At 74.5% G+C, this 22970-nt stretch carries 19 protein-coding genes and 1 tRNA gene; 7 read left to right on the top strand and 13 right to left on the bottom strand.

Annotated features, from left to right (window positions below):
• Together ACFYOV_RS14710 and ACFYOV_RS14705 are read right to left on the bottom strand one after the other, a co-directional pair.
• On the bottom strand, positions 1-942 hold a 942-nt coding region (locus tag ACFYOV_RS14710), incomplete at its 3' end, for a DUF2510 domain-containing protein (RefSeq protein WP_389087326.1).
• 190 nt (positions 943-1132) lie between these two features.
• Positions 1133-2548 (bottom strand): FAD-binding oxidoreductase, encoded by a 1416-nt coding sequence (locus tag ACFYOV_RS14705; protein WP_389087323.1) that lies wholly within the window; start codon positions 2546-2548, stop codon positions 1133-1135.
• A gap of 104 nt (positions 2549-2652) precedes the next feature.
• On the opposite strand from ACFYOV_RS14705, the gene ACFYOV_RS14700 reads away from it, so the two are divergent.
• A complete protein-coding gene (locus ACFYOV_RS14700; protein WP_389087321.1) occupies positions 2653-4068 on the top strand; it encodes a tetratricopeptide repeat protein in 1416 nt (471 codons plus the stop codon).
• A 112-nt stretch (positions 4069-4180) separates the two neighbouring features.
• On the opposite strand, the gene hppD is transcribed toward ACFYOV_RS14700, so the two are convergent.
• Positions 4181-5326, bottom strand: a complete 1146-nt coding sequence (hppD, locus tag ACFYOV_RS14695) for a 4-hydroxyphenylpyruvate dioxygenase (protein WP_389087319.1) — start codon at positions 5324-5326, stop codon at positions 4181-4183.
• 121 nt (positions 5327-5447) lie between these two features.
• Between hppD and ACFYOV_RS14690 the strand changes: the two genes are divergently transcribed.
• Genes ACFYOV_RS14690 through ACFYOV_RS14670 form a run of 5 tightly spaced genes read left to right on the top strand, consistent with a single transcriptional unit; the run spans position 5448 to position 9718 of the window.
• Complete coding sequence (locus ACFYOV_RS14690; protein ID WP_389087317.1) at positions 5448-5957, top strand: Lrp/AsnC family transcriptional regulator; 510 nt, start codon at positions 5448-5450, stop codon at positions 5955-5957.
• 27 nt (positions 5958-5984) lie between these two features.
• Positions 5985-6632, top strand: a complete 648-nt coding sequence (locus ACFYOV_RS14685; RefSeq protein ID WP_389087315.1) for an ABC transporter permease — start codon at positions 5985-5987, stop codon at positions 6630-6632.
• On the top strand, positions 6625-7893 hold the full coding sequence (locus ACFYOV_RS14680) for a betaine/proline/choline family ABC transporter ATP-binding protein (protein WP_389087312.1): 1269 nt from the start codon (positions 6625-6627) through the stop codon (positions 7891-7893). Before ACFYOV_RS14685 ends, ACFYOV_RS14680 begins: the two co-directional genes overlap by 8 nt.
• Complete coding sequence (locus ACFYOV_RS14675) at positions 7890-8753, top strand: ABC transporter permease (protein ID WP_389087310.1); 864 nt, start codon at positions 7890-7892, stop codon at positions 8751-8753. The genes ACFYOV_RS14680 and ACFYOV_RS14675 overlap by 4 nt, the downstream gene beginning before the upstream one ends.
• Positions 8750-9718 carry a glycine betaine ABC transporter substrate-binding protein gene (locus ACFYOV_RS14670; protein ID WP_389087308.1) on the top strand — a complete coding sequence of 323 codons (969 nt, stop codon included), beginning with the start codon at positions 8750-8752 and terminating at the stop codon, positions 9716-9718. The genes ACFYOV_RS14675 and ACFYOV_RS14670 overlap by 4 nt, the downstream gene beginning before the upstream one ends.
• Positions 9719-9832: 114 nt before the next feature.
• Here the strand turns inward: ACFYOV_RS14670 and ACFYOV_RS14665 are convergent, their stop codons facing one another.
• The 6 genes from ACFYOV_RS14665 to ACFYOV_RS14640 form a co-directional block, all read right to left on the bottom strand.
• Positions 9833-10624 (bottom strand): S16 family serine protease, encoded by a 792-nt coding sequence (locus ACFYOV_RS14665; RefSeq protein WP_389087305.1) that lies wholly within the window; start codon positions 10622-10624, stop codon positions 9833-9835.
• A 139-nt stretch (positions 10625-10763) separates the two neighbouring features.
• Complete coding sequence (locus ACFYOV_RS14660) at positions 10764-11405, bottom strand: IclR family transcriptional regulator (RefSeq protein WP_389087303.1); 642 nt, start codon at positions 11403-11405, stop codon at positions 10764-10766.
• 365 nt (positions 11406-11770) lie between these two features.
• Complete coding sequence (locus ACFYOV_RS14655; protein WP_389087300.1) at positions 11771-13576, bottom strand: DEAD/DEAH box helicase; 1806 nt, start codon at positions 13574-13576, stop codon at positions 11771-11773.
• Between the two features lie 109 nt (positions 13577-13685).
• Positions 13686-14063, bottom strand: a complete 378-nt coding sequence (locus tag ACFYOV_RS14650) for a type II toxin-antitoxin system death-on-curing family toxin (RefSeq protein ID WP_389087298.1) — start codon at positions 14061-14063, stop codon at positions 13686-13688.
• Positions 14060-14260 (bottom strand): hypothetical protein, encoded by a 201-nt coding sequence (locus ACFYOV_RS14645; RefSeq protein ID WP_389087295.1) that lies wholly within the window; start codon positions 14258-14260, stop codon positions 14060-14062. Before ACFYOV_RS14645 ends, ACFYOV_RS14650 begins: the two co-directional genes overlap by 4 nt.
• A gap of 55 nt (positions 14261-14315) precedes the next feature.
• Complete coding sequence (locus ACFYOV_RS14640; protein ID WP_389087293.1) at positions 14316-15767, bottom strand: MFS transporter; 1452 nt, start codon at positions 15765-15767, stop codon at positions 14316-14318.
• A gap of 217 nt (positions 15768-15984) precedes the next feature.
• On the opposite strand from ACFYOV_RS14640, the gene ACFYOV_RS14635 reads away from it, so the two are divergent.
• Positions 15985-16056: transfer RNA gene (locus tag ACFYOV_RS14635), tRNA-Cys, on the top strand.
• A gap of 19 nt (positions 16057-16075) precedes the next feature.
• On the opposite strand, the gene ACFYOV_RS14630 is transcribed toward ACFYOV_RS14635, so the two are convergent.
• The 4 genes from ACFYOV_RS14630 to ACFYOV_RS14615 form a co-directional block, all read right to left on the bottom strand.
• Positions 16076-17005 carry an SUKH-4 family immunity protein gene (locus ACFYOV_RS14630; protein WP_389087290.1) on the bottom strand — a complete coding sequence of 310 codons (930 nt, stop codon included), beginning with the start codon at positions 17003-17005 and terminating at the stop codon, positions 16076-16078.
• Between the two features lie 207 nt (positions 17006-17212).
• Positions 17213-19528: a xanthine dehydrogenase family protein molybdopterin-binding subunit gene (locus tag ACFYOV_RS14625; protein WP_389087288.1), complete on the bottom strand. Its 2316-nt coding sequence runs from the start codon at positions 19526-19528 to the stop codon at positions 17213-17215.
• Entirely contained in the window at positions 19525-22065 is a 2541-nt protein-coding gene (locus ACFYOV_RS14620; protein ID WP_389087286.1) for a 2Fe-2S iron-sulfur cluster-binding protein, read from the bottom strand. Before ACFYOV_RS14620 ends, ACFYOV_RS14625 begins: the two co-directional genes overlap by 4 nt.
• The gene (locus tag ACFYOV_RS14615; RefSeq protein WP_389087283.1) at positions 22062-22955 is read right to left on the bottom strand and encodes an FAD binding domain-containing protein; all 894 of its coding nucleotides are present in this window, start codon (positions 22953-22955) and stop codon (positions 22062-22064) included. The genes ACFYOV_RS14620 and ACFYOV_RS14615 overlap by 4 nt, the downstream gene beginning before the upstream one ends.
• Positions 22956-22970: the final 15 nt, after the last annotated feature.

The raw sequence follows: 22970 nt of genomic DNA, 5'->3' as shown, positions 1-22970 counted from the left end.
GGTGGCCTGCGGCACGGCGGCGGGGGCCTGCCGGGGAGCGGTCGTGGGGCCCTGCGGGGGGACGGCGGCGGGAGCCTGCTGGGGACCGGACGGCGCGGCGGGCGCCGTGGCGGGGGCTGCGGCCGCCCCGGATGCGGGGGCGGCGGCGGCCGCCTGCGCGGTGGCACGAGCGGCGGCGGCCTTCCCGGCCCCGAACCCGGGTCGCCCGGTCGCCGATTGACCGGTCGCCGATTGACCGGTCGCGGGGCGCGCGGCTCCGGGCCCGACCGGCTCCGCCGTGCGCGGGGTGACGGGGCGGAAGGTCATCGTGCCCTCGTCCGCACGCGCCTCGCCGGAGGCGCCGGCCGGGGCTCCCGCCGCTCCCCCGGGCTTGTCCGCCGGCCTGCGGAAGACGAACGTGCCGGCCCCGCCCGCCTCCGCACCCTCCGTCCCCGTGGCACCGGCGGGCCCGCTCTCCGGCCGGGACGCGTGCGGCACCCTCGGGTCCGCGCCCCAGGAGACCCTGCGGTCCTGCTCACCGCCGAAGCCGGTCTGCCGGGCGCGGTCGGCGCCCCACGCCGAGGCCGGTTCCGGACGGCTCCCGTGCGGGCTCGCGGCGGCGCCCGTCCCCGGAGACGGCGACGCGGCCGGGGACGGCGACGCGGCCCCGCCCGCCGGGACCGGCGCGGTCGGCCCCGAGGAGGCGGACGGTGTGGTCCCCGGGGCCGGTTCGTCCACCGGGTCCTCGTCGAAGAAGTGGGGGCCCGTCTCCTCCACGGAGGGCAGTGCCGGGGCCGCGCCCGGTGGCGGGGCGAGCGGTTCGCCGTCCTTGGGCGCCGGACGGCTCGTGCCCGGTACCCACGCGGCACCGTTCCAGTACCGGACGTATCCAGGAATGGACGGGTCCGGGTAGTACCCTTCGCGGGGCCTGTCGTCGCCGGGTGCCGGGGTTGGGGCGCTCATGTCCGTCGTCCCGTATCTGCTCGGGGATGGGCTGGGGGGGTCCACATCTATCAGACGAGCGCAAGCCCCACGGCCCGTCCCGCCGGACCCGCCCCTTTCGGGCGCCGATGTGGTATCGGACGGGAGTGCGTTGCGGCCGTCCGCCGGAAGCGGGCGGCCACCCGGAAGCCGGCGGCGGGGGCCCCGGCCGTCAGAAGAGCTTGCCGGGGTTCAGGATGTTCAGCGGGTCGAAGACCTGTTTGACGGCTCGCTGCATCTCCACGCCCACCGGACCGATCTCGCGCGCCAGCCACTCCTTCTTCAGGACGCCCACGCCGTGTTCGCCGGTGATGGTGCCGCCGAGGTCCAGGCCGAGGGCCATGATCTCGTCGAAGGACTCACGGGCGCGCCGGGACTCCTCGGGGTCCCGGGCGTCGAAGCAGACCGTCGGATGGGTGTTGCCGTCGCCGGCGTGGGCGACGAGCCCGATCGTGAGCCGGTGCTTCCCGGCGATCCGCTCGACCCCTTCGAGCATCTCGCCGAGCCGGGAACGGGGCACGCACACGTCGTCGATCATCGTGGTGCCCTTGACCGCCTCCAGCGCGACCAGGGACAACCGCCGTGCCTGGAGCAGCAGTTCCGACTCGGCGGCGTCCCCGGCCGGGACCACGGCGGTGGCGCCGGCGGCCTCGCACAGCGCGCCGACGGCGGCGAGGTCGGCGGCCGGGTCGGTGGTGTCGAAGGCGGCCAGCAGTAGCGCCTCGGTGGTGTCCGGCAGGCCCATGCGCGCCAGGTCGTTGACGGCCCGGACCGTCGTGCGGTCCATGAGTTCGAGGAGTGAGGGGACGTGTCCCCCTTCCATGATCCGGCACACGGCGTCGCAGGCGGCGGCGCCGGAGGCGAACTCGGCGGCCAGCACGAGCTGCCGGGGCGGCTTGGGCCGCAGCGCGAGGATCGCGCGGACGACGACACCGAGCGAGCCCTCGGAGCCGACGAACAGGCGGGTCAGGTCGTATCCGGCGACGCCCTTGGCGGTGCGCCGGCCGGTGGACATCAGGCGCCCGTCGGCCAGCACCACGTCCAGGCCGAGGACGTACTCGGCGGTGACCCCGTACTTCACGCAGCACAGTCCGCCCGACGCGGTGCCGATGTTGCCGCCGATGGTGCACGTCTCCCAGCTGGACGGGTCCGGCGGGTAGCACAGGCCGTGATCGCCGACGGCGCGGGAGAGGGCGGCGTTGACGACGCCGGGTTCCACGACGGCGATCCGGTCGACGGGGCTGATCTCCAGGATGCGGTCCATCCGGGTGAGGGACAGCACGATGCAGCCGTCGGTGGCGTTGGCGGCGCCGGACAGGCCGGTGCGGGCGCCCTGGGGGACGACCGGGACGCGCAGCTCGGTGGCGGTGCGCATGACGTGCTGGACCTGTTCGACCGTGCGCGGCAGGACGACGACGGCCGGGGTGCCGGCCGGGCAGAAACTGGCCATGTCGTGGGCGTAGGAGGCGGTGACGTCGGGGTCGGTGAGGACCGCCTCGGCGGGCAGACGGCCGAGCAGCCGGTCGACCAGGGGCCCGGTCGCCGGGACGTCCTCGTCGCGTCGCGCTTCGATACGGCTCATGATCACAGCGTGGCAGCCGGGGCCATCGGTGTGAACCCCGCGTACGGCAGCCGCCGTACACCGGGGTGTGCTGATCGTACGGACGCGGGGTGTGACGCACAGTGTGCGCCATGGACAAGCCACAGGAGGCCGCCGCGCACGAGCCCCGGCGGCGGATCCGCCGCCGGGTGCTGGTCGGCTCGGCCGCCGGATGTGCCGTGCTGGGCGGGGTGCTGGTGCTGCTGCCGTGGGGGCGCGGTGCGGACGGTCCGCCGGAACCGGCACCGGGCGCCCGGGCGCGGGCGGCGGTCACCGCCGGGGTGCCGGCCGCGCCGGCCGACCTCGACGCGCTGGTCGAGGACCGCCGGCGACACCTGGAGGAGCATCCCCGGGACGCGCGGGCGTGGGCGGTGCTCGGGGCGGCGCGGGTGGAGCAGGGGCGGCGACTGGCGGACCCGGCGCGCTACCCGTCGGCCGAGAAGGCGCTGCGGACCTCGCTGGCGGTGCGGCCGAAGGCCAACGCGGACGCGCTGCGGGGACTCGCGGCGCTGGCCAACGCGCGACGGGACTTCCCCGCCGCGCGCCGCTGGGGCGAGGCGGCGCGGAAGCTGGAGCCGAAGCGCTGGACGACGTACCCCCTGCTGATCGAGGCGTACGCCGGGCTGGGCGAGCACGAGGCGGCCGGGCGGATGCTGGACCGGCTGACCGCGCTGCGCTCCGGGCCGGACGTCAAGGCGCGGGCGGCGGCGGTGTACCGGGACCGGGGCTGGCGCGAGGACGCGGCGGCGCAGCTGGCCGACGCGGCGGCGGGGGCCGCGGAGCCGGCCGAGCGGGCGGCGTATCTGGAGCGGGCCGGACAGCTCGCCTGGGAGCGCGGCGACCGGGAGGACGCGCTGCGGCACTTCCAGGAGGCGGTGCGGATCGACCCGGACCAGCGGGCGGCGCAGGCCGGGCAGGGCAGGGCGCTGGCGGCGCTGGGCCGGACCACGGAGGCGCTCGCGGCGTACCGGGTGGCGCTGGAGAAGCAGCCGAGGCCGGAGTACGCCCTGGAACTGGGCGAGTTGTACGCGTCGCTGGGGCTGCCGCAGGCGGCCCGGGTGCAGTACGACCTGCTGCGCGAGCGGGTCCGGGTGACCGCCGGGCACGGCGTCGACGAGGACCTGGTCCTCGGGCGGTTCGAGGCGGACCACGGGGACGCGCGGGCGGCGGTGCGGCGGCTGGAGGCGGAGTGGAGTCGGCAGCCGTCGACGGCGGTGGCCGACGCGCTGGGGTGGGCGCTGCACCGGACCGGGCGGCACCAGGAGGCGTTGCGGTTCGCGGTGCGGGCGACGGAGGGCGAGCACGGCGGCGGGGTGCGCAGCGCGCTGTACGCGTTCCACCGGGGCATGATCGAAAGGGAGTTGGGGCGCCACGGGGCCGCGCGGCGGCATCTGCGGGAGGCCCTGACCATCAACCCGTACTTCTCGCCGCCGCGTGTGGAGGAGGCGAGGGCGGCGCTGGCGCGGCTGGGCGAGCCGCCCGTCACGGCCGGTTCCGAGCTCTCCTGAGGCGAGGGGCGGGCACCGGTCGGCGCCCGCCCCTGCCTTCGCTGACTTCCGCTGGTTCCGCGGTGTTCGGTGTTCGCGGTGTTCGCGGAGTTCGTGGTGTTCCGTTACGGCGTCACAGGTTGCCGCGCTTGGCCTGCTCGCGCTCGATCGCCTCGAACAGGGCCTTGAAGTTGCCCTTGCCGAAGCCCATGGAGCCGTGCCGCTCGATGATCTCGAAGAAGACGGTCGGACGGTCCTGGACCGGCTTGGTGAAGATCTGCAGCAGATAGCCGTCCTCGTCGCGGTCGGCGAGGATCTTCAGCTCGCGCAGGGTGTCGATCGGCACCCGGGTCTCGCCGACCCACTCGCCGAGGGTGTCGTAGTACGAGTCCGGGGTGTCCAGGAACCGCACACCGGCCGCGCGCATCCGACGGACCGTCTGCACGATGTCGTTGGTGTTCAGCGCGATGTGCTGGACGCCGGCACCGCCGTAGAACTCCAGGTACTCGTCGATCTGGGACTTCTTCTTGGCGATCGCGGGCTCGTTGATCGGGAACTTGACCTTGAGCGTGCCGTCGGCGACCACCTTGGACATCAGCGCGCTGTACTCGGTGGCGATGTCGTCGCCCACGAACTCCTTCATGTTCGTGAAGCCCATGACCTTGTTGTAGAACCCGACCCACTCGTTCATCCGGCCGAGCTCGACGTTGCCGACGCAGTGGTCGATGGCCTGGAAGGTGCGCTGCGCGGGCGGCTCGACGATCGGGTCGGCGGCCACGTAGCCGGGCAGGTAGGGGCCGTCGTAGCCGGTGCGCTCCACCAGGGTGTGGCGGGTCTCTCCGTAGGTGGCGATCGCGGCCAGCACCACGGTGCCGTGCTCGTCCTTCAGCTCGTAGGGCTCGGCGACCGAGCGGGCGCCGTGCTCGATGGCATAGGCGTACGCGGCACGCGCGTCCGGCACCTCGATGGCGAGGTCGACGACGCCGTCGCCGTGCTCGGCCACGTGCCGCTCGAGGAAGCGCCCCCAGTCGGAGGACGCCTTGATCACCGAGGTGAGGACGAAGCGGGCCGAGCCGTTCTCCAGGACGTAGCTGGCGGTCTCCCGGCTGCCGTTCTCCGGTCCGGAGTAGGCCACCAGTTTCATGCCGAAGGCGGTGGAGTAGTAGTGCGCCGCCTGCTTGGCGTTGCCCACGGCGAAGACGACCGCGTCCATCCCCTTGACCGGGAAGGGGTCGGCCTGCCGGGCGGTGTCGGGAGCGTGGTGTGTGGTCTGCGTCATAGGAGCAGCGTGAGGCAGCCCTGCAAGGTGTGCAATAGTTCGCCTGTTCGCTGGACAATATGCTCAGCCGAAGTCCCGTATCAGCGAGCTTCTTGTACAGGATGACCACGAGGAGGTCGACGTGGCGATCGATCATCTGGACGGCCGCGTCATCGCGCTGTTGGCGCGGGAGCCACGGATCGGTGTGCTGGAGATGTCACGCCGGCTGGGTGTGGCGCGGGGCACCGTGCAGGCCCGTCTGGACCGGCTTCAGTCGAACGGAGTCATCCGCGGATTCGGCCCCCAGGTGGATCCCGCGGCCCTCGGCTACCCGGTCACGGCGTTCGCGACGCTCCAGATCCGGCAGGGCCAAGGCGCCGACGTGCGCGCCCACTTGGCGACCGTGCCGGAGGTGCTGGAGCTGCACACCACCACCGGAACCGGGGACATGCTGTGCCGGCTGGTGGCCCGCTCGAACGCCGATCTCCAGCGGGTGATCGACCGGGTCGTCGGTTTTGATGGCATCGTCCGGGCCTCCACGGCGATCGTCATGGAGAACCCCGTTCCGCTGCGCATCATCCCGCTGGTGGAACAGGCGGCGCTCAGCACGGAGGAGCGTGCCGCCAAGGAGGACCGGGACCGACGGGACTGACCTCGGCCGATCCGGAGTGAGCGGACTGTGACCTTCTGGGAGTACCTGGGCACCCGGCACCAGCAGCTGCTCACCGACGCCTTCCAGCATGCCAGCGCGGTCTTCCAGTGCATGGTGGCGGCGACCGTGCTCGGCGTCCTCATCGGCGTCGCCACCTACCGCAGCGAGTGGGCCGGCAACCTCGCCACGACCGCCACCTCGACCCTGCTGACCATCCCCGCGCTGGCGATGATCGGCCTGCTCATCCCGATCGTGGGACTCGGCGTGCCGCCGACGGTGATCGCCCTGACGCTGTACGGACTGCTGCCGATCGTGCGCAACGCGATCGTGGGCCTGCGCGGTGTCGACCCGGCGCTGGTGGACGCGGCCAAGGGCATCGGCATGTCCCGCCCGGCCCGGCTGGCGCGGGTCGAGCTGCCGCTGGCCTGGCCGCCGATCCTCACCGGGATCCGGGTCTCCACGCAGATGCTGATGGGCATCGCGGCCATCGCCGCGTACGCCTCCGGGCCCGGCCTGGGCAACCTGATCTTCCGCGGGATCGCCTCGCTGGGCAGCGAGAACGCGCTCAACCAGGTGCTCGCGGGCACGCTCGGGATCATCGTCCTCGCACTGCTGTTCGACGCGGCGTACGTCCTGATCGGGCGGCTGACCATCCCCAGGGGGATCCGTGCCTGAGACGACACCCGGGACGACCCGGACGCCGTTGCCGCCCACCACCGGGGCGACCATCGAGCTGGAGCACCTGACCAAGCGGTACCCGGGCAGTGCGCAGCCGGCCGTCGACAGCGTCAGCATGGAGATCAGGGCGGGCGAGACGGTCGTCCTGGTCGGCCCGTCCGGCTGCGGCAAGTCCACCTGCCTGAAGATGATCAACCGGCTGATCGAGCCGACGGGCGGGCGGATCCGCATCGGCGGCGAGGACGTCACCCACATGGACCCGGTGCGGCTGCGCCGCAAGGTCGGCTACGCGATCCAGTCCAGCGGGCTGTTCCCGCACATGACGGTCGCCCAGAACATCGCCCTGGTGCCGAAGATGCTGCGCTGGCCGGCCGCCCGGATCCGGTCCCGGGTGGAGGAGATGCTCGACCTGGTCGGGCTGGACCCGGGCGAGTTCCACGGGCGCTATCCGCGCCGGCTGTCCGGCGGTCAGCAGCAGCGCGTGGGCGTGGCCCGGGCGCTGGCCGCGGATCCGCCGGTGCTGTTGATGGACGAGCCGTTCGGCGCGGTGGACCCGATCACCCGGGACCACCTCCAGGACGAGCTGATCCGGCTGCAGCACGAGCTGCACAAGACGATCGTCTTCGTCACCCACGACTTCGACGAGGCGATCAAGCTGGGCGACCGGATCGCGGTGCTGCGCGAACGCTCCCACATCGCCCAGTTCGACACCCCGGAGGCCATCCTCACCAACCCGGCGGACGACTTCGTGTCCGGTTTCGTGGGCGCGGGCGCGGCGCTGAAGCGGCTGAACCTGACCCGGGTGCGGGACGTCGAGATCACCGGCTGTCCGACGGTGACCGTCGACGACCCCCTCCAGCACATCGTCAACCGGCTGCGCTCCAGCGGCACCAGCGAGGTCCTCCTGCTCGACAAGCGGGGCCGCCCCTACAAGTGGCTGCGGCGCGGCGACATGCTGCGGGCCAAGGGCTCGCTGGCCCGCGCGGGCACCCTGGTGCACGACACGGTGACCCGGGACGCGACCCTGCGGGACGCCCTGGAGGCGGTGCTCACCGACAACGCGGGCCGGGTCGCGGTGACCGGGCGGCGCGGCGTGTACGAGGGCGTCGTCGACATGGAGACGCTGATGAACTCCGTGCACGAGCTGCTGGAGGCCGACCGGCTGGAGGCGCTGGAGGCCCAGCACGACCTGGAGGAGCTGCGGGCCGCGCAGACACACGCCGAGCAGGAGGGCGTGAGAGGGGAGCCGAAGGCGTGAGCACCTCTTCCGGCCGGCGCCCGGAGGGCGAGCACGAGGTGAAGGGCCTCGCCTTCCGCGACGAGGGCGGGGACGGCACACCGGACGACACCGGCACCGCTCCCCCGCCGGTGGTGAGGGCACCCCGCGTGACCTGGCAGAAGCTGACGTTCCTGCCGGCAGTGCTGGTCGCCGGGCTGCTGGCGACCTGGCTGTGGTTCGAGCAGGCCGACCTCGACCCGCTCTCCCGCAACGCGCTGTCCGACGGTCAGGTGACCGAGGCGCTGTGGCAGCACATCGAGCTCACCGCGATCTCGACGTTCTTCGTGCTGATCATCGCGATCCCGCTGGGCGTCCTGCTGACCCGGGGGCCGCTGCGCAGGGCCACCCCGGCGGCGATGGCGCTCGCCAACACGGGCCAGGCGACCCCGGCGATCGGTCTGCTCGCGCTGCTGGTGATCTGGCTGGGGATCGGCCGCCGGGCCGCCCTGATCGGCATCATCGCCTACGCGGTGCTGCCGGTGCTGTCCAACACCATCGCGGGCCTGAAGGCCAACGACCCGACGCTGCTGGAGGCGGCGCGGGGCATCGGCATGTCCCCGCTGGGCGTGCTGGCGCGGGTGGAGCTGCCGCTGGCCGTGCCGCTCATCCTCGCGGGCGTGCGCACGGCGCTCGTCCTGAACGTCGGCACGGCGACGCTGGCGACGTTCGGCGGGGGCGGCGGCCTGGGCACGCTGATCACCACCGGGATCACCAGTCAGCGGATGCCGGTGCTGATGCTGGGCTCGATCCTCACCGTCGCGCTGGCCCTGCTGGTGGACTGGGTGGCGTCGTTGGCCGAACTGCTGCTGCGGCCCCGGGGCCTGGAGGCGGGCACATGAGACGGCGCACGGGTCTGCTGCTCGCCGGGACGCTCCTGGCGGGGGCCGCCGGCTGCGGGCTGACCAGCGGCTCCCCCATGGTCGACGACGTGGAGCCCGGCACCATCGGCCGGGGCAGGCCCCTGGCGGGAGCCGAACTCACCGTGACGTCCAAGGAGTTCACCGAGCAGCTGATCCTCGGCGCGATCATGGGCATCGCCTTCCAGGCGGCCGGCGCGGAGGTGATCGACCGCACCGGCATCCAGGGCTCCGTCGGCTCCCGGGAGGCGGTCGTCAACGGGGAGGCGGACGCCGGGTTCGAGTACACGGGCACGGCGTGGATCACGTACCAGGGCAACAGCAAGCCGATCCCCGATCCGCGCGAGCAGTGGGAGGCGGTGCGGGACGCCGACCGGAAGAACGGGGTGACGTGGCTCGAGCCGTCGTCCCTGAACAACACCTACGCCCTCGCGACGAACCGGGCGAACGCCGGGAAGTACGGCACGAGGACCCTGTCGGACGTGGCCGCGCTGGCGAAGTCCGACCCGGGGGCGGTGACGCTGTGCGTGGAGGGCGAGTTCGCCAACCGCGCGGACGGGCTGCCCGGCATGGCGGAGACCTACGGCATGGACCTGCCGGCACGGAACGTCACGCAGATGGACACCGGGATCATCTACACCCAGGCGGCCAAGGGCGCCTGTACTTACGGGGAGGTCTTCACGACCGACGGCCGCATCAAGTCGATGAACCTGGTGGTGATGGAGGACGACCGGACGTTCTTCCCCAACTACAACGCGGCCCCGACCGTCAACACGGACACGCTGAAGGAGTGGCCGGCCATCGCCGAGGTTCTCGCCCCGATCACGGCGAAGCTGGACAACGACGTGGCACAGACCCTCAACGCGAAGGTCGACGTGGACGGCGAGGACCCCCACCAGGTCGCGCTGGACTGGATGGTGGACGAGGGGTTCGTCGAGGAGGGCTGAGCGGGGCTGATCACTGCGGGTCGGTACACCCAGGCCCTGTCGTTCGGATCAGGTCGCAGGAAACCGGCGGCATCCTGGACCCCGTGTCTGCGGAAGCAATCCGAACGACAGGCCCTAACAGCTGGGGACCTTGCCCGTGCCCTTCTGCAGGGAGACCAGCGCGTCGACCGCGCCCTCGAGGGTGGTGACCGGGATCAGCCGCAGGCCCTGGGGCAGCTCGGACTGCGCGTCGGCGCACTCGGCCTTGGGGACGAGGAACACGGTGGCGCCGTCCCGGCGGGCGGCCTGCGTCTTCAGCGGCACGCCTCCCACGGCGCCGACCGTGCCGTCCGCGCCGATCGTGCCCGTACCGGCGACGATCCGGCCGCCGGTGAGGTCGCCGCCGCTGCCGTCGCCGTCCAGCTTGTCGACGATGCCCAGGGAGAACAGCAGGCCGGCACTGGGGCCGCCGACGTCGGCGAGCTTCAGGGCGACCTCGATGTCCTTGTCCTCCAGGCCCAGGTAGCCCAGCGCGGCCTCGGTCGCCGCGTCCTGGGACTTCTTCATCTGCTCCTGGTTGTACCGCTCGATCTCCCGGGTGTTGTCCCCGCTCGGGTAGACCGCGTCACGGGGCATGATCGCCTGGTCGGTGCGGAACCAGCCGTCGAGCACGTCCGGGAGGCTCACCCGGGTGTCCGGAGAGGTCGCCTCGATGGTCGTCATCCTCAACTGGCCCCGCGCCTGCCGGGTCGGCGCACCGGAGATCGTGATGACCTTCGTCCCCTTGTTCTCACCGAGCACGTCCGCCGTCATGCCCGGCTGCGCCACCGAGAACGGCAGCGGCGCGAACACCGCCGTGGCCAGCAGGGCGACGACGGGAGCGGCACAGACGGCGAGGGCCCGGGGGCGCGTGAGGCGAGAGAGCACGGGATCAATCTAACGCGACGACCGCATCGGGCCGGCCGGGCGGTCACCGGGGGCGGGCGGTCCCGGGGCGGGCCACCGGCGGGCGGTCAGGGGAAGCGGCCGGTCACGGGGGCCGCCGGTCTGTCACCGCCCGTACCGGCTAGCGCAGGGCCTCCGCTACCTCGCGGGCCGCCTCCACGACCCTCGGGCCGACGCGTTCCGGGACGACGTCCGCCAGCATGACGACGCCGACGCTGCCCTCGACGCCCGTGACGCCGAGCAGCGGGGCCGCCGCGCCGCAGGCGCCGGCCTCCAGCTCGCCCTGGGTGAGGGTGTAGCCCGGTTCGGGCGCCCGCTGGCGGCGGGCCGAGAGTATGGCCTTGCCCGCGGCGCCCCGGTCCAGGGGGTGGCGGAACCCGGCCCGGTACGCCACGTGGTAGTCCGTCCACGACGGCTCCACCACCGCCACGGCCAGCGCCTCCGCCCCGTCCACCAGTGTCAGATGGGCCGTCGCCCCGATGTCCTCCGCCAGCGACCGCAGCGCCGGCATCGCCGCCTCGCGCACCAGCGGATGGACCTGCCGGCCCAGTCGCAGCACCCCGAGGCCCACGCGGGCCCGCCCGCCCAGGTCGCGGCGTACCAGCGCGTGCTGTTCCAGCGTGGCGAGCAGCCGGTACACGACGGTCCGGTTCACACCCAGTTTGTGGGAAAGCTCGGTGACGGTCAGTCCGTGGTCCGTATCGGCCAGCAGCTTGAGGACCCGCAGTCCCCTGTCGAGCGTCTGAGAGGTCTCCGCGGTCACGACGCCCACACTCCTTAGTGGTGAGGTCGGCGGCCCCCTCGCGCAGGTGCGTCACCGATGTCCCGTCAGTGACGCGCTTCAGAGGCCGCCGATCGGCCGGCGGCCCGGTCAGGTCCGGGCACAGTCGCTTCACGGCTGCGCTCCGCGGCGGCGCTGCCACGGGGCGTGTGCGTAGCGGGACAGTAGCGAGCCGGTTCGGTCAGCGGAAGGCTCCGTCCAGAATCCGGGCACGCATCACAGGAAATCGGCTCCGTTTGTCCGGATACGCCCCCCGGCTCCCGGCGTCGCAGCCGGGCGGCGACCGGCTCCGGCCAGCGGCGGAGGGCCCCGCGGTGACCGCCCTCACGCCCGTGCGGTGAGTCGCGTCACCGCATCCGCGTGGCCCATTCCTGCACCTTGGCGATCCGCTGGCGCAGCTGCCCCGCGGTGGCCTCGGCGGCGGGCGGGCCGCCGCAGACGCGGCGCAGCTCGGTGTGGATGACGCCGTGCGGCTTGCCGCTCTGGTGGACGTACGCGCCGACCATGGTGTTGAGCTTGCGGCGCAGTTCCATCATCTCCTTGTGGGAGACCACCGGGCGCCGCTCGGCGGGCAGTTCCAGCAGATCGGCCTCGGCGTCCGGCTTCTTGCGGCTGTGCGCGATCTGCCGGGCCTGGCGCTTCTGGAGCAGCAGCTGGACCTGGTCGGGTTCGAGGAGCCCGGGGATGCCCAGGTAGTCCTGCTCCTCCTCGCTGCCGGGGTGGGCCTGCATGCCGAACTCGGCGCCGTTGTAGGTGACCCGGTCGAAGACGGCGTCGGACTCCAGCGCCTCGAAGGGCAGCATGTCCTGCTCGCCGGTGTCCTCGTCCTGCTCCCGGTTCGCCTCCTCCATCTCCTTCTCGGACTCGGCGTACGGGTCCTCCTCGCCCTCCTTCGTGGGCTTGTCGAGGACGTGGTCGCGCTCGCGCTCCATCTCGCCCGCGAAGCCGAGCAGGTCCGGGATGGTCGGCAGGAACACGGACGCGGTCTCGCCGCGCCGCCGGGACCGCACGAAGCGGCCGACGGCCTGGGCGAAGAACAGCGGCGTGGAGATGGTCGTGGCGTACACCCCGACCGCGAGGCGGGGCACGTCGACGCCCTCGGACACCATCCGCACGGCGACCATCCAGCGGTCGTCACCGGAGCTGAATTCGTCGATCCGCTTCGAGGCGCCGGTGTCGTCGGAGAGCACGAGGGTGGCCTTGTGGCCGGTGATGTCGCGGATGAGCTTGGCGTAGGCCCGCGCGGAGTCCTGGTCGGAGGCGATGACGAGGGCGCCGGCGTCCGGGATGGCCTTCCTGACCTCGGTCAGCCGCTGGTCGGCGGCGCGCAGCACGGAGGGCATCCAGTCGCCGCGCGGATCGAGGGCGGTGCGCCAGGCCTGGCTGACGGCGTCCTTGGTCATCGGCTCGCCGAGGCGGGCCTCGATCTCGTCGCCCGCCTTGGTGCGCCAGCGCATGTTGCCGCTGTAGGAGAGGAAGATGACGGGCCGCACCACCCCGTCCGCGAGGGCGGAGCCGTACCCGTAGGTGTAGTCGGCGGCGGACCGCCGGATGCCGTCGTCGCCCTCCTCGTACGCCACGAAGGGGATGGGGTTGGTGTCGGACCGGAACGGCGTACCGGTCAGGGCGAGCCTGCGGGTGGCCGGCTCGAACGCCTCGAGGCACGCCTCGCCCCAGGACTTGGAGTCACCGGCGTGGTGGATCTCGTCGAGGATGACGAGGGTCTTCCGCTGCTCGACGCGGTTGCGGTGCAGCATGGGGCGCACCCCGACGCCGGCGTAGGTGACGGCGACGCCGTGGTACTCCTTGCTGAGCGGCCCCGCGCTGTACTCGGGATCGAGCCTGATCCCTATCCGCGCCGCGGCCTCGGCCCACTGCTTCTTCAGGTGCTCGGTCGGCGCCACCACGGTGACCTGCTGCACGACGTGGTGGTGCAGCAGCCAGGAGGCCAGCGTCAGCGCGAAGGTGGTCTTGCCGGCGCCGGGGGTGGCGACCGCCAGGAAGTCCCGCGGCTGCTCCTGGATGTACCTCTCCATCGCCCCCTGCTGCCAGGCGCGCAGCTTGCTGGCGGTGCCCCAGGGGGCGCGGCCGGGGAAGGCGGGCGAGAGGTGGTGCGAGTGGGAGGCGGTGCTGGAGCTGGCGGTGGTAGTCACGGTCTCCGTGGCGGGGTCGGGGCTCGGCTGCGTGGGACAACCGGGCCACCCTACCGGCGCCCCGGCACGGCCCACGCGCGAACGGGCCCGGGTCGCACCGGGGTGGGACTTACGTCACAGCCGCCTCAGCCGCTCCGCGATCGCCCCACCTGCCCTCGACGCCGGAGGCCACGTCGACGACCAGCGTGTACGCCGTGTCCTGGTCCGCACCGGCGAGATCGACGCCGTTCAGGGCGAGGAAGGTCACGGCGGCGAGCCAGGCGGTGCGCTTGTCGCCGTCGACCAGGGGGTGGTTCGTCGCGACGCCGTGCAGCAGCGCGGCGGCCTGCTCGTAGGTGTCCTCGTAGGCGGCCGTGCCGAACATGCGTGCGCGCGGGCGGTGCACGGCCGACGCCAGCGGCTCCGGGGACCGCGCCTCGGGGGGACGTCCGCCGAAGGCGATCCCGGCGACGGCGGTGACCTCGTCGACGGTCGGGTACCGGGTCATTCGCCGAGCCTCCTCAGCAGTTCGGCGTGCTCGCGCGCGAGACGCCCGGCCACGGCGCGGACCGCTCCGGCCTCCTCGCCCACATGGCGGCGTACGGCTTCGCGGGCCACGTCCTCGGGCGTGCGGTCCTGGGCGTCCGCGAGGTCGTGGAGGCGCCGCGCGAGGGCGGGATCGAGATGCAGGAGGAACTCGGACATGCGGCGACCTACGGCCGCGGGCCGGTGCGGACGACCGGATTTCGGTCGCCGGGGCTCACCGCTCCCGCAGCCGGGTCGTCACCCAGGCTCCCGCCAGGGCCACCGCCGCCATGGGCAGGAACACCGCCGCAAAGGCGGCCGGGTGGGAGCCCGCGGCCTCGGTGGCCGGGTGGGTGACCGTGCCGCCGCCCAGCGCGGCGAAGGCGGCGCCTCCGGCGGCCAGGAGCAGGACGTTGGACAGGCCGTCGGAGATCTGGAGGGCGGCGGAGTTGGTGCCGGCCTCCTCGGGGGCGGAGAGCTGGAGCAGCAGCACACTCGTGGAGGAGATCACCAGTCCCATGCCGAAGCAGCCGAAGGCCCAGGCGACGGCCACGCTCCAGGCGGGCACGGCGTCGATCAGCACACTGGGTGCGGCGGCGATGGCCGCCGCCACCAGCAGCATCCCGAGGGTGGTCAGCCGCGCCCGGTACGGCTCCAGCCCCGGCCGGGACTGCACCCAGGAGCCCAGCGCCCAGGTGCCGCCGCCCGCCGCGAGCGAGAACCCGGCGAGCGTGGGGCTCAGTCCGCGCTGGGTGACCAGCATCAGGGGGACGAAGGACTCCGCGGCGATGAACGACCCCGCGGCGACCCCGCGCAGCAGGACGACCGAGGGCAGGCCCCGCGCCGCCCGGAAGGTGCCGCGCGGGAGCAGCCCGAGCGCCGCCGGCACGAGCAGCGCCACGCCCGCCGCGCCCGGCAGCAGCGAGACCCAGCGCAAATCCTGGGCGGCGTACTGGAGCAGCCCGGCCCCGAGGGAGATGCCGAGGGCGAGGCGGATCCGGCGGCGGTCGAGGGAGGCGGGAGCGTCCGGGCCGCCACCCACCGGACCGGCCGCCCGGCGCCGTATCTGGGGCAGCGCGAGGGCCAGCGGAAACACCACGAGCACCGGGATGCCGAGGAACACCCACCGCCAGCCGATGTGCTCGGTGACCGCGCCGGAGGCGAGCGGCCCCACGATCGAGGGGACCACCCAGCTCGCCGCGAACGCCGCCATGATGGCGGGTCGCAGCCGCTCCGGATAGGCGCGTCCGACGACGACGTACAGGGCGACGATCACCAGCCCGCCGCCGAGGCCCTGCACGGCCCGGCCGAGGATGAACGGCCACATCGCCCCGGCCGTCCCGGCGAGCAGCAGCCCGGCCGCGAAGGAGGCGATGCCCGTGGTGAGCGGCCCGAGCGGCCCCCGCAGGTCCGACCACTGCCCGGAGAGCACCATCCCGAACAGGCTGGTCGTGAAGAACCCGGAGAACGCGAACGCGTACAGCGACACCCCGTCCAGCTCCCGCGCCGCCACCGGCATCGCCGTGCCGACCGCCGTCGCCTCGAAGGCGATCAGCAGCACGACGGACACGATGCCGATGCTCAGGGCCCGGTGGGGGCGGCTCAGGACGGTCTCGGCGTGGTCGGCGCCCGGGGGGACGTCGGTCAGGTCCGCGACATCGGTGTCGCGCGGGTCAGGGGCGGTCATGCCCGCAAGAGTAAGGTCCACAGCCCCGTTTGACCCCTGTCGGGGGTCGGGCCCTGGTCCGTTGGCCGTAGGACCGCCCGTCCCCTGCCTCTGTGAACGCCGTATGGCAGTCCCGTTGCGCCGCTCCCCGAATCCTTGAGCCCGCCCCCGCCCGCCCCCTACGGTCGACTCACCGGTCCGGAACGGCAGGCCCGCCAGGGATCCTCCGCCCCGACACGGCCGTGTGCCCGAGTGGTTGAGGGACCCGCCTGCAAAGCGGGTTACGCGGGTTCGATTCCCGCCACGGCCTCCGTGAGGGTGGGGTGTGCTCAGCGCACCCCGCCCGACTCGTTCTCGAGGAGGCGGGTCAAGGAGTGCCAGTCCGCGTCCGTCACCGGGGGCTCCGGGTCCGTCGCGGTCAGGGCGCCGATCATCGTCATGGCCAGCCGGTCGTGGGCCTCGCTGGTCAGGGCCGGGTGGCCGGGGGTCCCGTCGAGGGTGTGCTCGCCGTGGAGGAGGCAGAGGGTCGCGGCGAGCGTGGAGACGTCCGTGTTCAGCGGGTGGAGGACGCGGTCACCCTCGCTCCAGGTGAGGATCGCGCCCGTCGTCCCGTCGACGACGACGTCGGTGTCCCCGGTCACGCGCCCCAGGAGCAGCAGGCGGTCGGCGTGGGCGGGGAGGTCGGCACGGAACGCGTCGGGGCGGTCCTCCGCCAGGGTCCGCAGGGGGGCGTCCGTGTCGAGGTGGAAGAGGAAGGCGTCCTCCGGCAGGCCCGTCTCGCACAGGAAGCGGCGGGTGGGCTCGTGGGTGAGGGCCGCCGGGAAGTCGATCTCGTCGAAGCGGACCACCGCGCGCCGGCCGAACTCCTGGTCGAGGAACCGGAGCGGGAGGTCCAGGGACAGGCCGGAGGCAGTGCCCCGGCCGGTCACCGGGGCCAGGGGGCGGATCAGGGCGAGCAGCCGCCGGGACGCCACCGGCTCGCCGTCGGCCGTGGTCTCCTCCAGCGCCGCCGGCAGCCGGCGGGACGCCCGCGCCGCCGTGCCGGTGCCGCAGCGGCCGGCGTGCGCCGCGAACTGGGCGCGCAGACCCGCCAGTTCCTCCGTCGCCGAGGCGAACCGCAGCAGGGTGGGCAGGGTCGGCGCCAGCGGACGGCGGTCCATCAGGTCGGGACGGCCGGGGAACGCGTACGTGACGTACGGATCCAGGCCGTGCCCGGTCGGTGCGACCGCTGCGGCGGCAACGGTGTCGGTCGTGTTCATGCTTCCCCCGCGTCCTGTGTGCCGGTCGCGCTGCTTCGCGGCCCCCACCGCTCGAACACTACGCGCCGGCACTGACAACGCCCGTGGACCAAGAGGCCCTTGGTCCGGGACGGGTGGCCCCCCGTAAGGCTCCCGTCCTCACAGACGTCGTACGGCGTCCGTGCGTTGCCCGGGGGGCGCGCCTGCACCGTGCGGCCGGTGGCCACGTCAGGCGCCGGTCACCACCGCGGCCTGGGGGCGGATCGGCAGGCGGTTCACCGGGCGGCCCGTGGCGGCGCGGACGGCGGAGGCGATGGCCGCCGGGGAGGTCACCACCGGCACCGCGCTGACCGCCTTGGCGCCGAAGGGCGCGACCACGTCCCGCTCCTCGACCAGCTTCACGATGCGGATGTCGGGCGCGTCCAGCGCCGTCGGGAGGGCGTACCCGGTCAGGTCGGGGTGGCGGATCAGACCGCGCGGGGTGCGCAGGTTCTCGGTGAGCGCCACGCCCACGCCCTGGGTCACGCCCGCCTCGATCCGCGCGGCCAGCTGCGCCGGGTTCAGCACCCGGCCCACGTCCTGGGCGACCGCCAGCTCGACGACCCGTACCGAACCGAGCTCGATGTCGACGTCGACCACCGCGCGGATCGCGCAGAACGCCATGCCGACGAAGGCGTCGCCCTGGCCGGTGTCGTCCAGCGGCTCGGTCGGATGCGGGCGGCACTGGGCGGTGGCCCACAGCTCCTTGCCGTCCAGCGCCTCGCCGACGGTCGTCGAGAGCACGCCGTCGTACGAGGTGATCTTGCCGTCGGTGATCTGGAGCAGCTCGGTCGACATGCCGAACTTGTGCGCGAGCGGCTGGAGGAGCTGGGTGCGGACCATCTTCGCCGCGCGCTCCACGGCGCCGCCCGACACCCAGGTGTGCCGGCCGCGGCAGCCCGCGCCCGCCGGGGGCTGGTCGGTGTCCACGGGTGCCACGTGCACCTCGTCGACGCCGAGCGTCTCCTGGACGATCTGCCGGGCGAGGGTCGAGAAGCCCTGGCCGGTCTCCACCGCCGCGCACAGCACCGTGGCCACACCGTCCTGGACCTTCACCGTCGCGGTGGAGACCTCGTCCGCGCCCTCAGCGCCGAGCATGTGCACCATGCCCAGGCCGTAGCCCACGCCCCGGCGCACGGCGCCCGGTTCGCCCGCGCCCTCGGGGCCGCCGGGCAGCAGCCACTCGTCCTCCGGGGTGTCCTTGGGCAGGGGAGGCAGGGGGTGGTCGCGGACGGCCTCCAGGAGCTCCGCGACCGGAGCCGGGCAGGTCACCGTCTGGCCCGTCGGCAGGACGTCGCCCGTCGCCATCACATTGCGCAGCCGCAGCTCCGCCGGGTCGACGCCGAGCTTCTTGGCGAGCTTGTCCATCTGCGCCTCGTGGGCGGCGCACACCTGCATCGCGCCCTCGCCGCGCACGTGGCCGGAGGGCGGGTTGTTGGTGCGGACGGCCCAGCCCTCGATGAAGGCGTTCGGGACGACGTACGGGCCGCAGGCGAAGGCGACGGCGGCGGCCAGGGCGTCGGAGGAGGTGTCGGCGTAGGCGCCCGCGTCGAGCAGGATCTGCGCCTCGACCTTCACCAGCCTGCCCTCGGCGTCGGCGTGGTGGCGGTAGCGCAGGAGCGTGGGGTGCCGGTGGGCGTGGCCGAGGAAGGACTCCTCGCGCGTGGCGGTGAGTTTGACCGGACAGCCGGTCTTCAGGGCGAGCAGGCCGAGCGGGAGCTGGAAGCTCTGGTCCTCGCGGTCGGCGGTGGCGCCGGGCACACCGGTGACGACGATCTTCACCTGTTCGGGTGACAGGCCGTAGCAGGCGGCGGCCGTGTCGCGGTCGGAGTGCGGGTCGGTGGAGGCCAGGTACAGCTCCACGCCGCCGTCGGGACGGGGCACGGCCAGACCGGCCTCGGCGCCGATGGGGGCGGGGTCCTGGCGGCCGATGCGGTACAGGCCCTCGACGACGGTCTCGCCGACCGCCTCCGGGTCGCCGTGGCGCAGCGGGATGTGCCGGATCAGGTTGCCGTCGGGGTGCAGCGGCTCCGCCTCGAAGGACTGCTCCGGGTCGGTCACCGGGTCGAGCAGCTCGTACTCGACGATGACGGCGGCGGCGGCCATCCGCGCGGTGTCCGGGTGGTCGGCGGCGACGGCGGCGATGGGCTCGCCGTGGTGGCGCACGACCTCGGAGGCGAAGACCGGGCGGTCGGCCTTGCCGCGGCCGTGCAGCGGGGTGCCGGGAACGTCCTCGTGGGTGATCACCGCGCGGACCCCGGGCATCTCCCGCGCGTGCGTGGTGTCGAGGGAGACGATGCGCGCGTGCGGGTGGGGTGAACGCAGCACGGCCGCCCAGAGCAGGCCCTCGGCCCACAGGTCGGCGGCGTACGGGAAGGTGCCCTCCGTCTTGGCCCGCGCGTCGGCGGCGGGCAGGGAGACCCCGATGCCGTGCGGTACGGGTTCCGGCTCGGGAGCGGCCTCGGTGGCCTGTGCGGCCTGCGCGGTGGCTGCTTCGTTGCTCACGCCTGGCCTCCGTCCTGGCCGTAGGGCTGGTCGTGCTGTCCGGGGGGCGGGAAGCCCTCGGGATGGACGCCGCCGTCGCCCGGGGCCGCCTGGTGCGGGATGCGGGCGGTGTCGCCGGTGTCCTGGTCGGGTTCGGGGGTGGCGGAGAGCGCCTCGCGTTCGGCGACGACCTCCTTGACGGCCTCCACCACGCCCCGGTAGCCGGAGCAGCGGCACAGGTTGCCGCACAGGGCCTGGCGGGTCTCCAGCTCGGTGGGGGCCGGATTGCCCTCCAGGAGGTCGTGCACGGTCATCGCCATGCCCGGGACGCAGAAGCCGCACTGCACCGCGCCGCACCGGGCGAGCGCCCGCTGCACGTCCGAGGGCTGCCCGTCCCGGGCGAGGCCCTCGACGGTGCGGACCTCGCTGCCGGCCGCGGTGACGGCCGGGACCAGGCAGGAGGCGACGAGCCGACCGTCGACCTGCACGTTGCAGGCGCCGCACTCGCCCTGCGAGCAGCCGTCCTTGGCGCCGGCGAGACCGAGGCGCTCGCGCAGCACGTAGAGCAGGGACTCGCCGATCCAGGCGTCGGTGACGGGCCGGTCGGCGCCGTTGACGCGCAGCACGTAGGAGGCGAGGGGGTGGTCGTCGTGGGGGGCGGCCGGGGGCACGTCCTGCGGGGGCGCGGAGCCGTCCGGCGCGGGGGACGCGTCCGTCGGGGCGGATGCGTCGGACGTGGGCGAAGGTCCGGGGGGGCCTTCGGTGTCCAGGGTTCCGCGGGTGCCGTGGGCGTCCGCGGCACGGGGTGCGTCCGAGTCGTCGGAGGGTGCGGTGCCGTCGCCCGCGCGTGTGGTGGCGTCGCCCGCGAATTCCGCTGCGGAGGCCGGGCCGGGGGCAGTGCGAGGGGCGTCGGCGGGGGACTCGGCGCCGCCCTGGGCGTCGGCGGCCTCGGCAGCCGCTTGGGCTTCCTCGACGGCCCCGTTGCCCCGGGCGGGTCCGGGAGCGTGCCGCGCTGCGTCCTGGTGGCCGGGGCCCGGATCGTCGTGCGGCCCGGCGTGCGCGGCCTCGCCGGGCTCCGCGCCGGACCCGGGGTACGCCTGCGCGCCGGACTCCGGGTACGCCTGCGCGTCGGACCGCCACTGCGGCTGGGGGGCGGCATGCGGGTACGCCTCGCCGCCGAACGGCCCGTCCCCGGCGCGGGACCCCGGCCCGGCGTGCGCGGCGCCGTCGGGCTCGTGCCCGGGTGCGCCGAACGCCCGCGGCACGCCGTCGTCCCCGGACGACCCCGGCTGCCCGGACGACGGCCCGGCACCGGCCCGGTCCGGAGCGTGTTCCCGGTCCGGCTCCCCGGTCTCCCGCCCGGGTGCCGACCGCTCCGGCTCATGGTCGGCGGGGGACGGCACCGCGTGGTCCACCGGGGACGGCCCGGGCTCGTGCCCGGCGCGGGACGGCACCGCCTCCTGGTCGGCCGCGGGCCCGTGCGCGGGACGGGCGCCGTGCCGCCCGGACGCCTGCTGACGAGCCCCGCCCGGCTCCCCGGACGCAGGGCGGGCCGCCGACGGCTCGTGCGGCTGCCCGGGCAGCCCGGCCCCAGGGTGCTCGCCGGCGGGCGCTCCCGGCCCGGCGTGCGGGTGCGCGTACGCCCCCGCGGACTGCCGCGCGGCGTCGGCCTGCCCGGCTTCGGCGTCGACGTGCGCGCCCGCGTCGTGCGGCGGCACGGGACCGCCCTGGCCCGGCCCCGTGTACGCGGACGCCGCCTCCGGCGACAACGACCCGGCGTGCGGGTGCGCTCCGGCGTCCTGCTGCCCTGCGTGGCGGCCCTGCCCCGGCGTCCCGTGGGCCGGCCCCGGGTGCTCGCCGAGCGTGCCCGGGTCGTCCTGGGGATGCGGGGCCGCGTGCTCCTGCGTCGGGCTCTCGGGGCCGCCGGCCTGCTCGTCCTCGGGCACTCCCGGGACGCCCGGGCCCCACGGCCGGCCGATGGACTGGGTGGTGGCCCAGGGGGCGGGAGCGCCGCCGGGCAGGGTGGCCGGAGGCGTGCCGCCCCACTGCTCGACCAAGGAGGACGTGGTGAACTCGCCCGATTCGTCCGGGAGGTCGCCCCCGGCGACGGGGATGGACCACTGTCCGGTCACGTCGTGGCCGGGCGCGGCGCCCGCGGCGTGGTCCGCGGCGGTGGCCTCCTCGAAGTTCCACTGGCCGGTGGCCCCGGGGTTGTACGTGAACCGGTCCTGCGCCGCGGTCACCCCCGCGTCGGGGTCCGGCCCGCCCTGCGGGTCGTGCCACTGGGCGCCGTCGGCCGGCGCGCCCGGGACGCCCCAGGTGCCGGTGGCCGCCGGGTCGGTGCCCGCGGTGGTGGCCGGGGTGACCGTGATCGGCGGCGGCACGTAGCCGTGGCCCGGAGCGGCGAGGGGGCTGTCCGCGGAGGCCAGCAGGGCGTCCACGCCCCCCTCGGGGAGCTGCACGAAGGCCGTGGCGCCGTCGTCGTAGTCGCCCTGCGGCAGCGGGTCCCAGCGGCCGCCGCCCGGGGGCGTGCCCTCTCCGTGCTGGTCGTCGGTCACGACAGCGCCCTCCCCAGTGCTCGTCGGGCCAGCGCGGCGACGGTGCGCCGCAGATGCAGTACCGCGGGCGGAAGCGGTGGGACCGAGCCGTCCTCGGCGGGGGCGGCGTCGGGGATGCAGGCCGCGGCGACGTACTCCCCGAACGCGCTCAGCGCCTCGGGCACGAGCGCGCGGTTGTTGTCCCAGTCGATGAGCCGGGCGACCCACTGCTCGGCCTCCAGGGGCCGCAGCGGCATCGGCGCGATGGCGCCCACCGCGCAGCGGACCCCCCGGCGGGCGGGGTCGAGGACCAGGGCGACGGAGGCGACCGCGCGCCCCGGACCGGTGCGGCCGGTGGCCTTCAGGAACACCTGCGGGGCGTGCAGCAGTGGCACGCGCACGTGGCCGATGAGCTCACCGGCGCGCAGCATGTCCATTCCGGCGAGCAGGTGCGAGACCGGGAGCTCCCGGCGCGCCCCGCCCGGGCCGGCGATGATCAGGGTCGCCTCCAGGGCGGCCAGCACCGGGAGCGCGTCCCCGGTGGGCGCGGCGGAGGCGATGTTGCCGCCCAGGGTGCCCGCGTTGCGGATGTGCGGCGGTCCGGCGGCCCGCGCGGAGGCGGCGAGCGCGGGGATGAGGGCGGCGAAGTCGGGGCGGCCCATGCGGGCGTGGGTGAGGCCCGCGCCGAGCAGCGCGTGACCGTCCAGGTACTGCCAGCCGCGGATCTCGCTGATCCGGCCCAGGCCGACCAGCGCGGCGGGCCGGAGCTGCCCGGAGTTGACGGCGGCCATCAGGTCGGTGCCACCCGCGACGGGTACGGCGGCGGGCGTGGCGGCGAGTGCCGCCACGGCCTCGTCCAGTGTCGTGGGCAGCGTTACGGCCTGCGCCGCCTGCGGTGCGTGCGTGGTCAAACCGGCTGCCCCTTC

The sequence above is a fragment of the Streptomyces sp. NPDC005931 genome (assembly GCF_042871235.1).
Taxonomy (GTDB): Bacteria; Actinomycetota; Actinomycetes; order Streptomycetales; family Streptomycetaceae; genus Streptomyces.
The sequence above is the reverse complement of the archived record's forward strand: the minus strand, read 5'-3'. Positions and strand labels throughout refer to the sequence as shown.

Coding starts and splice junctions, on each gene's coding strand:
- ACFYOV_RS14700 (WP_389087321.1), top strand. CDS start 2,653: ATGGACAAGCCACAGGAGGCCGCCGCGCACGAGCCCCGGCGGCGGATC.
- hppD (WP_389087319.1), bottom strand. CDS start 5,326: ATGACGCAGACCACACACCACGCTCCCGACACCGCCCGGCAGGCCGAC.
- ACFYOV_RS14670 (WP_389087308.1), top strand. CDS start 8,750: ATGAGACGGCGCACGGGTCTGCTGCTCGCCGGGACGCTCCTGGCGGGG.
- ACFYOV_RS14650 (WP_389087298.1), bottom strand. CDS start 14,063: ATGACCCGGTACCCGACCGTCGACGAGGTCACCGCCGTCGCCGGGATC.
- ACFYOV_RS14645 (WP_389087295.1), bottom strand. CDS start 14,260: ATGTCCGAGTTCCTCCTGCATCTCGATCCCGCCCTCGCGCGGCGCCTC.
- ACFYOV_RS14640 (WP_389087293.1), bottom strand. CDS start 15,767: ATGACCGCCCCTGACCCGCGCGACACCGATGTCGCGGACCTGACCGAC.
- ACFYOV_RS14630 (WP_389087290.1), bottom strand. CDS start 17,005: ATGAACACGACCGACACCGTTGCCGCCGCAGCGGTCGCACCGACCGGG.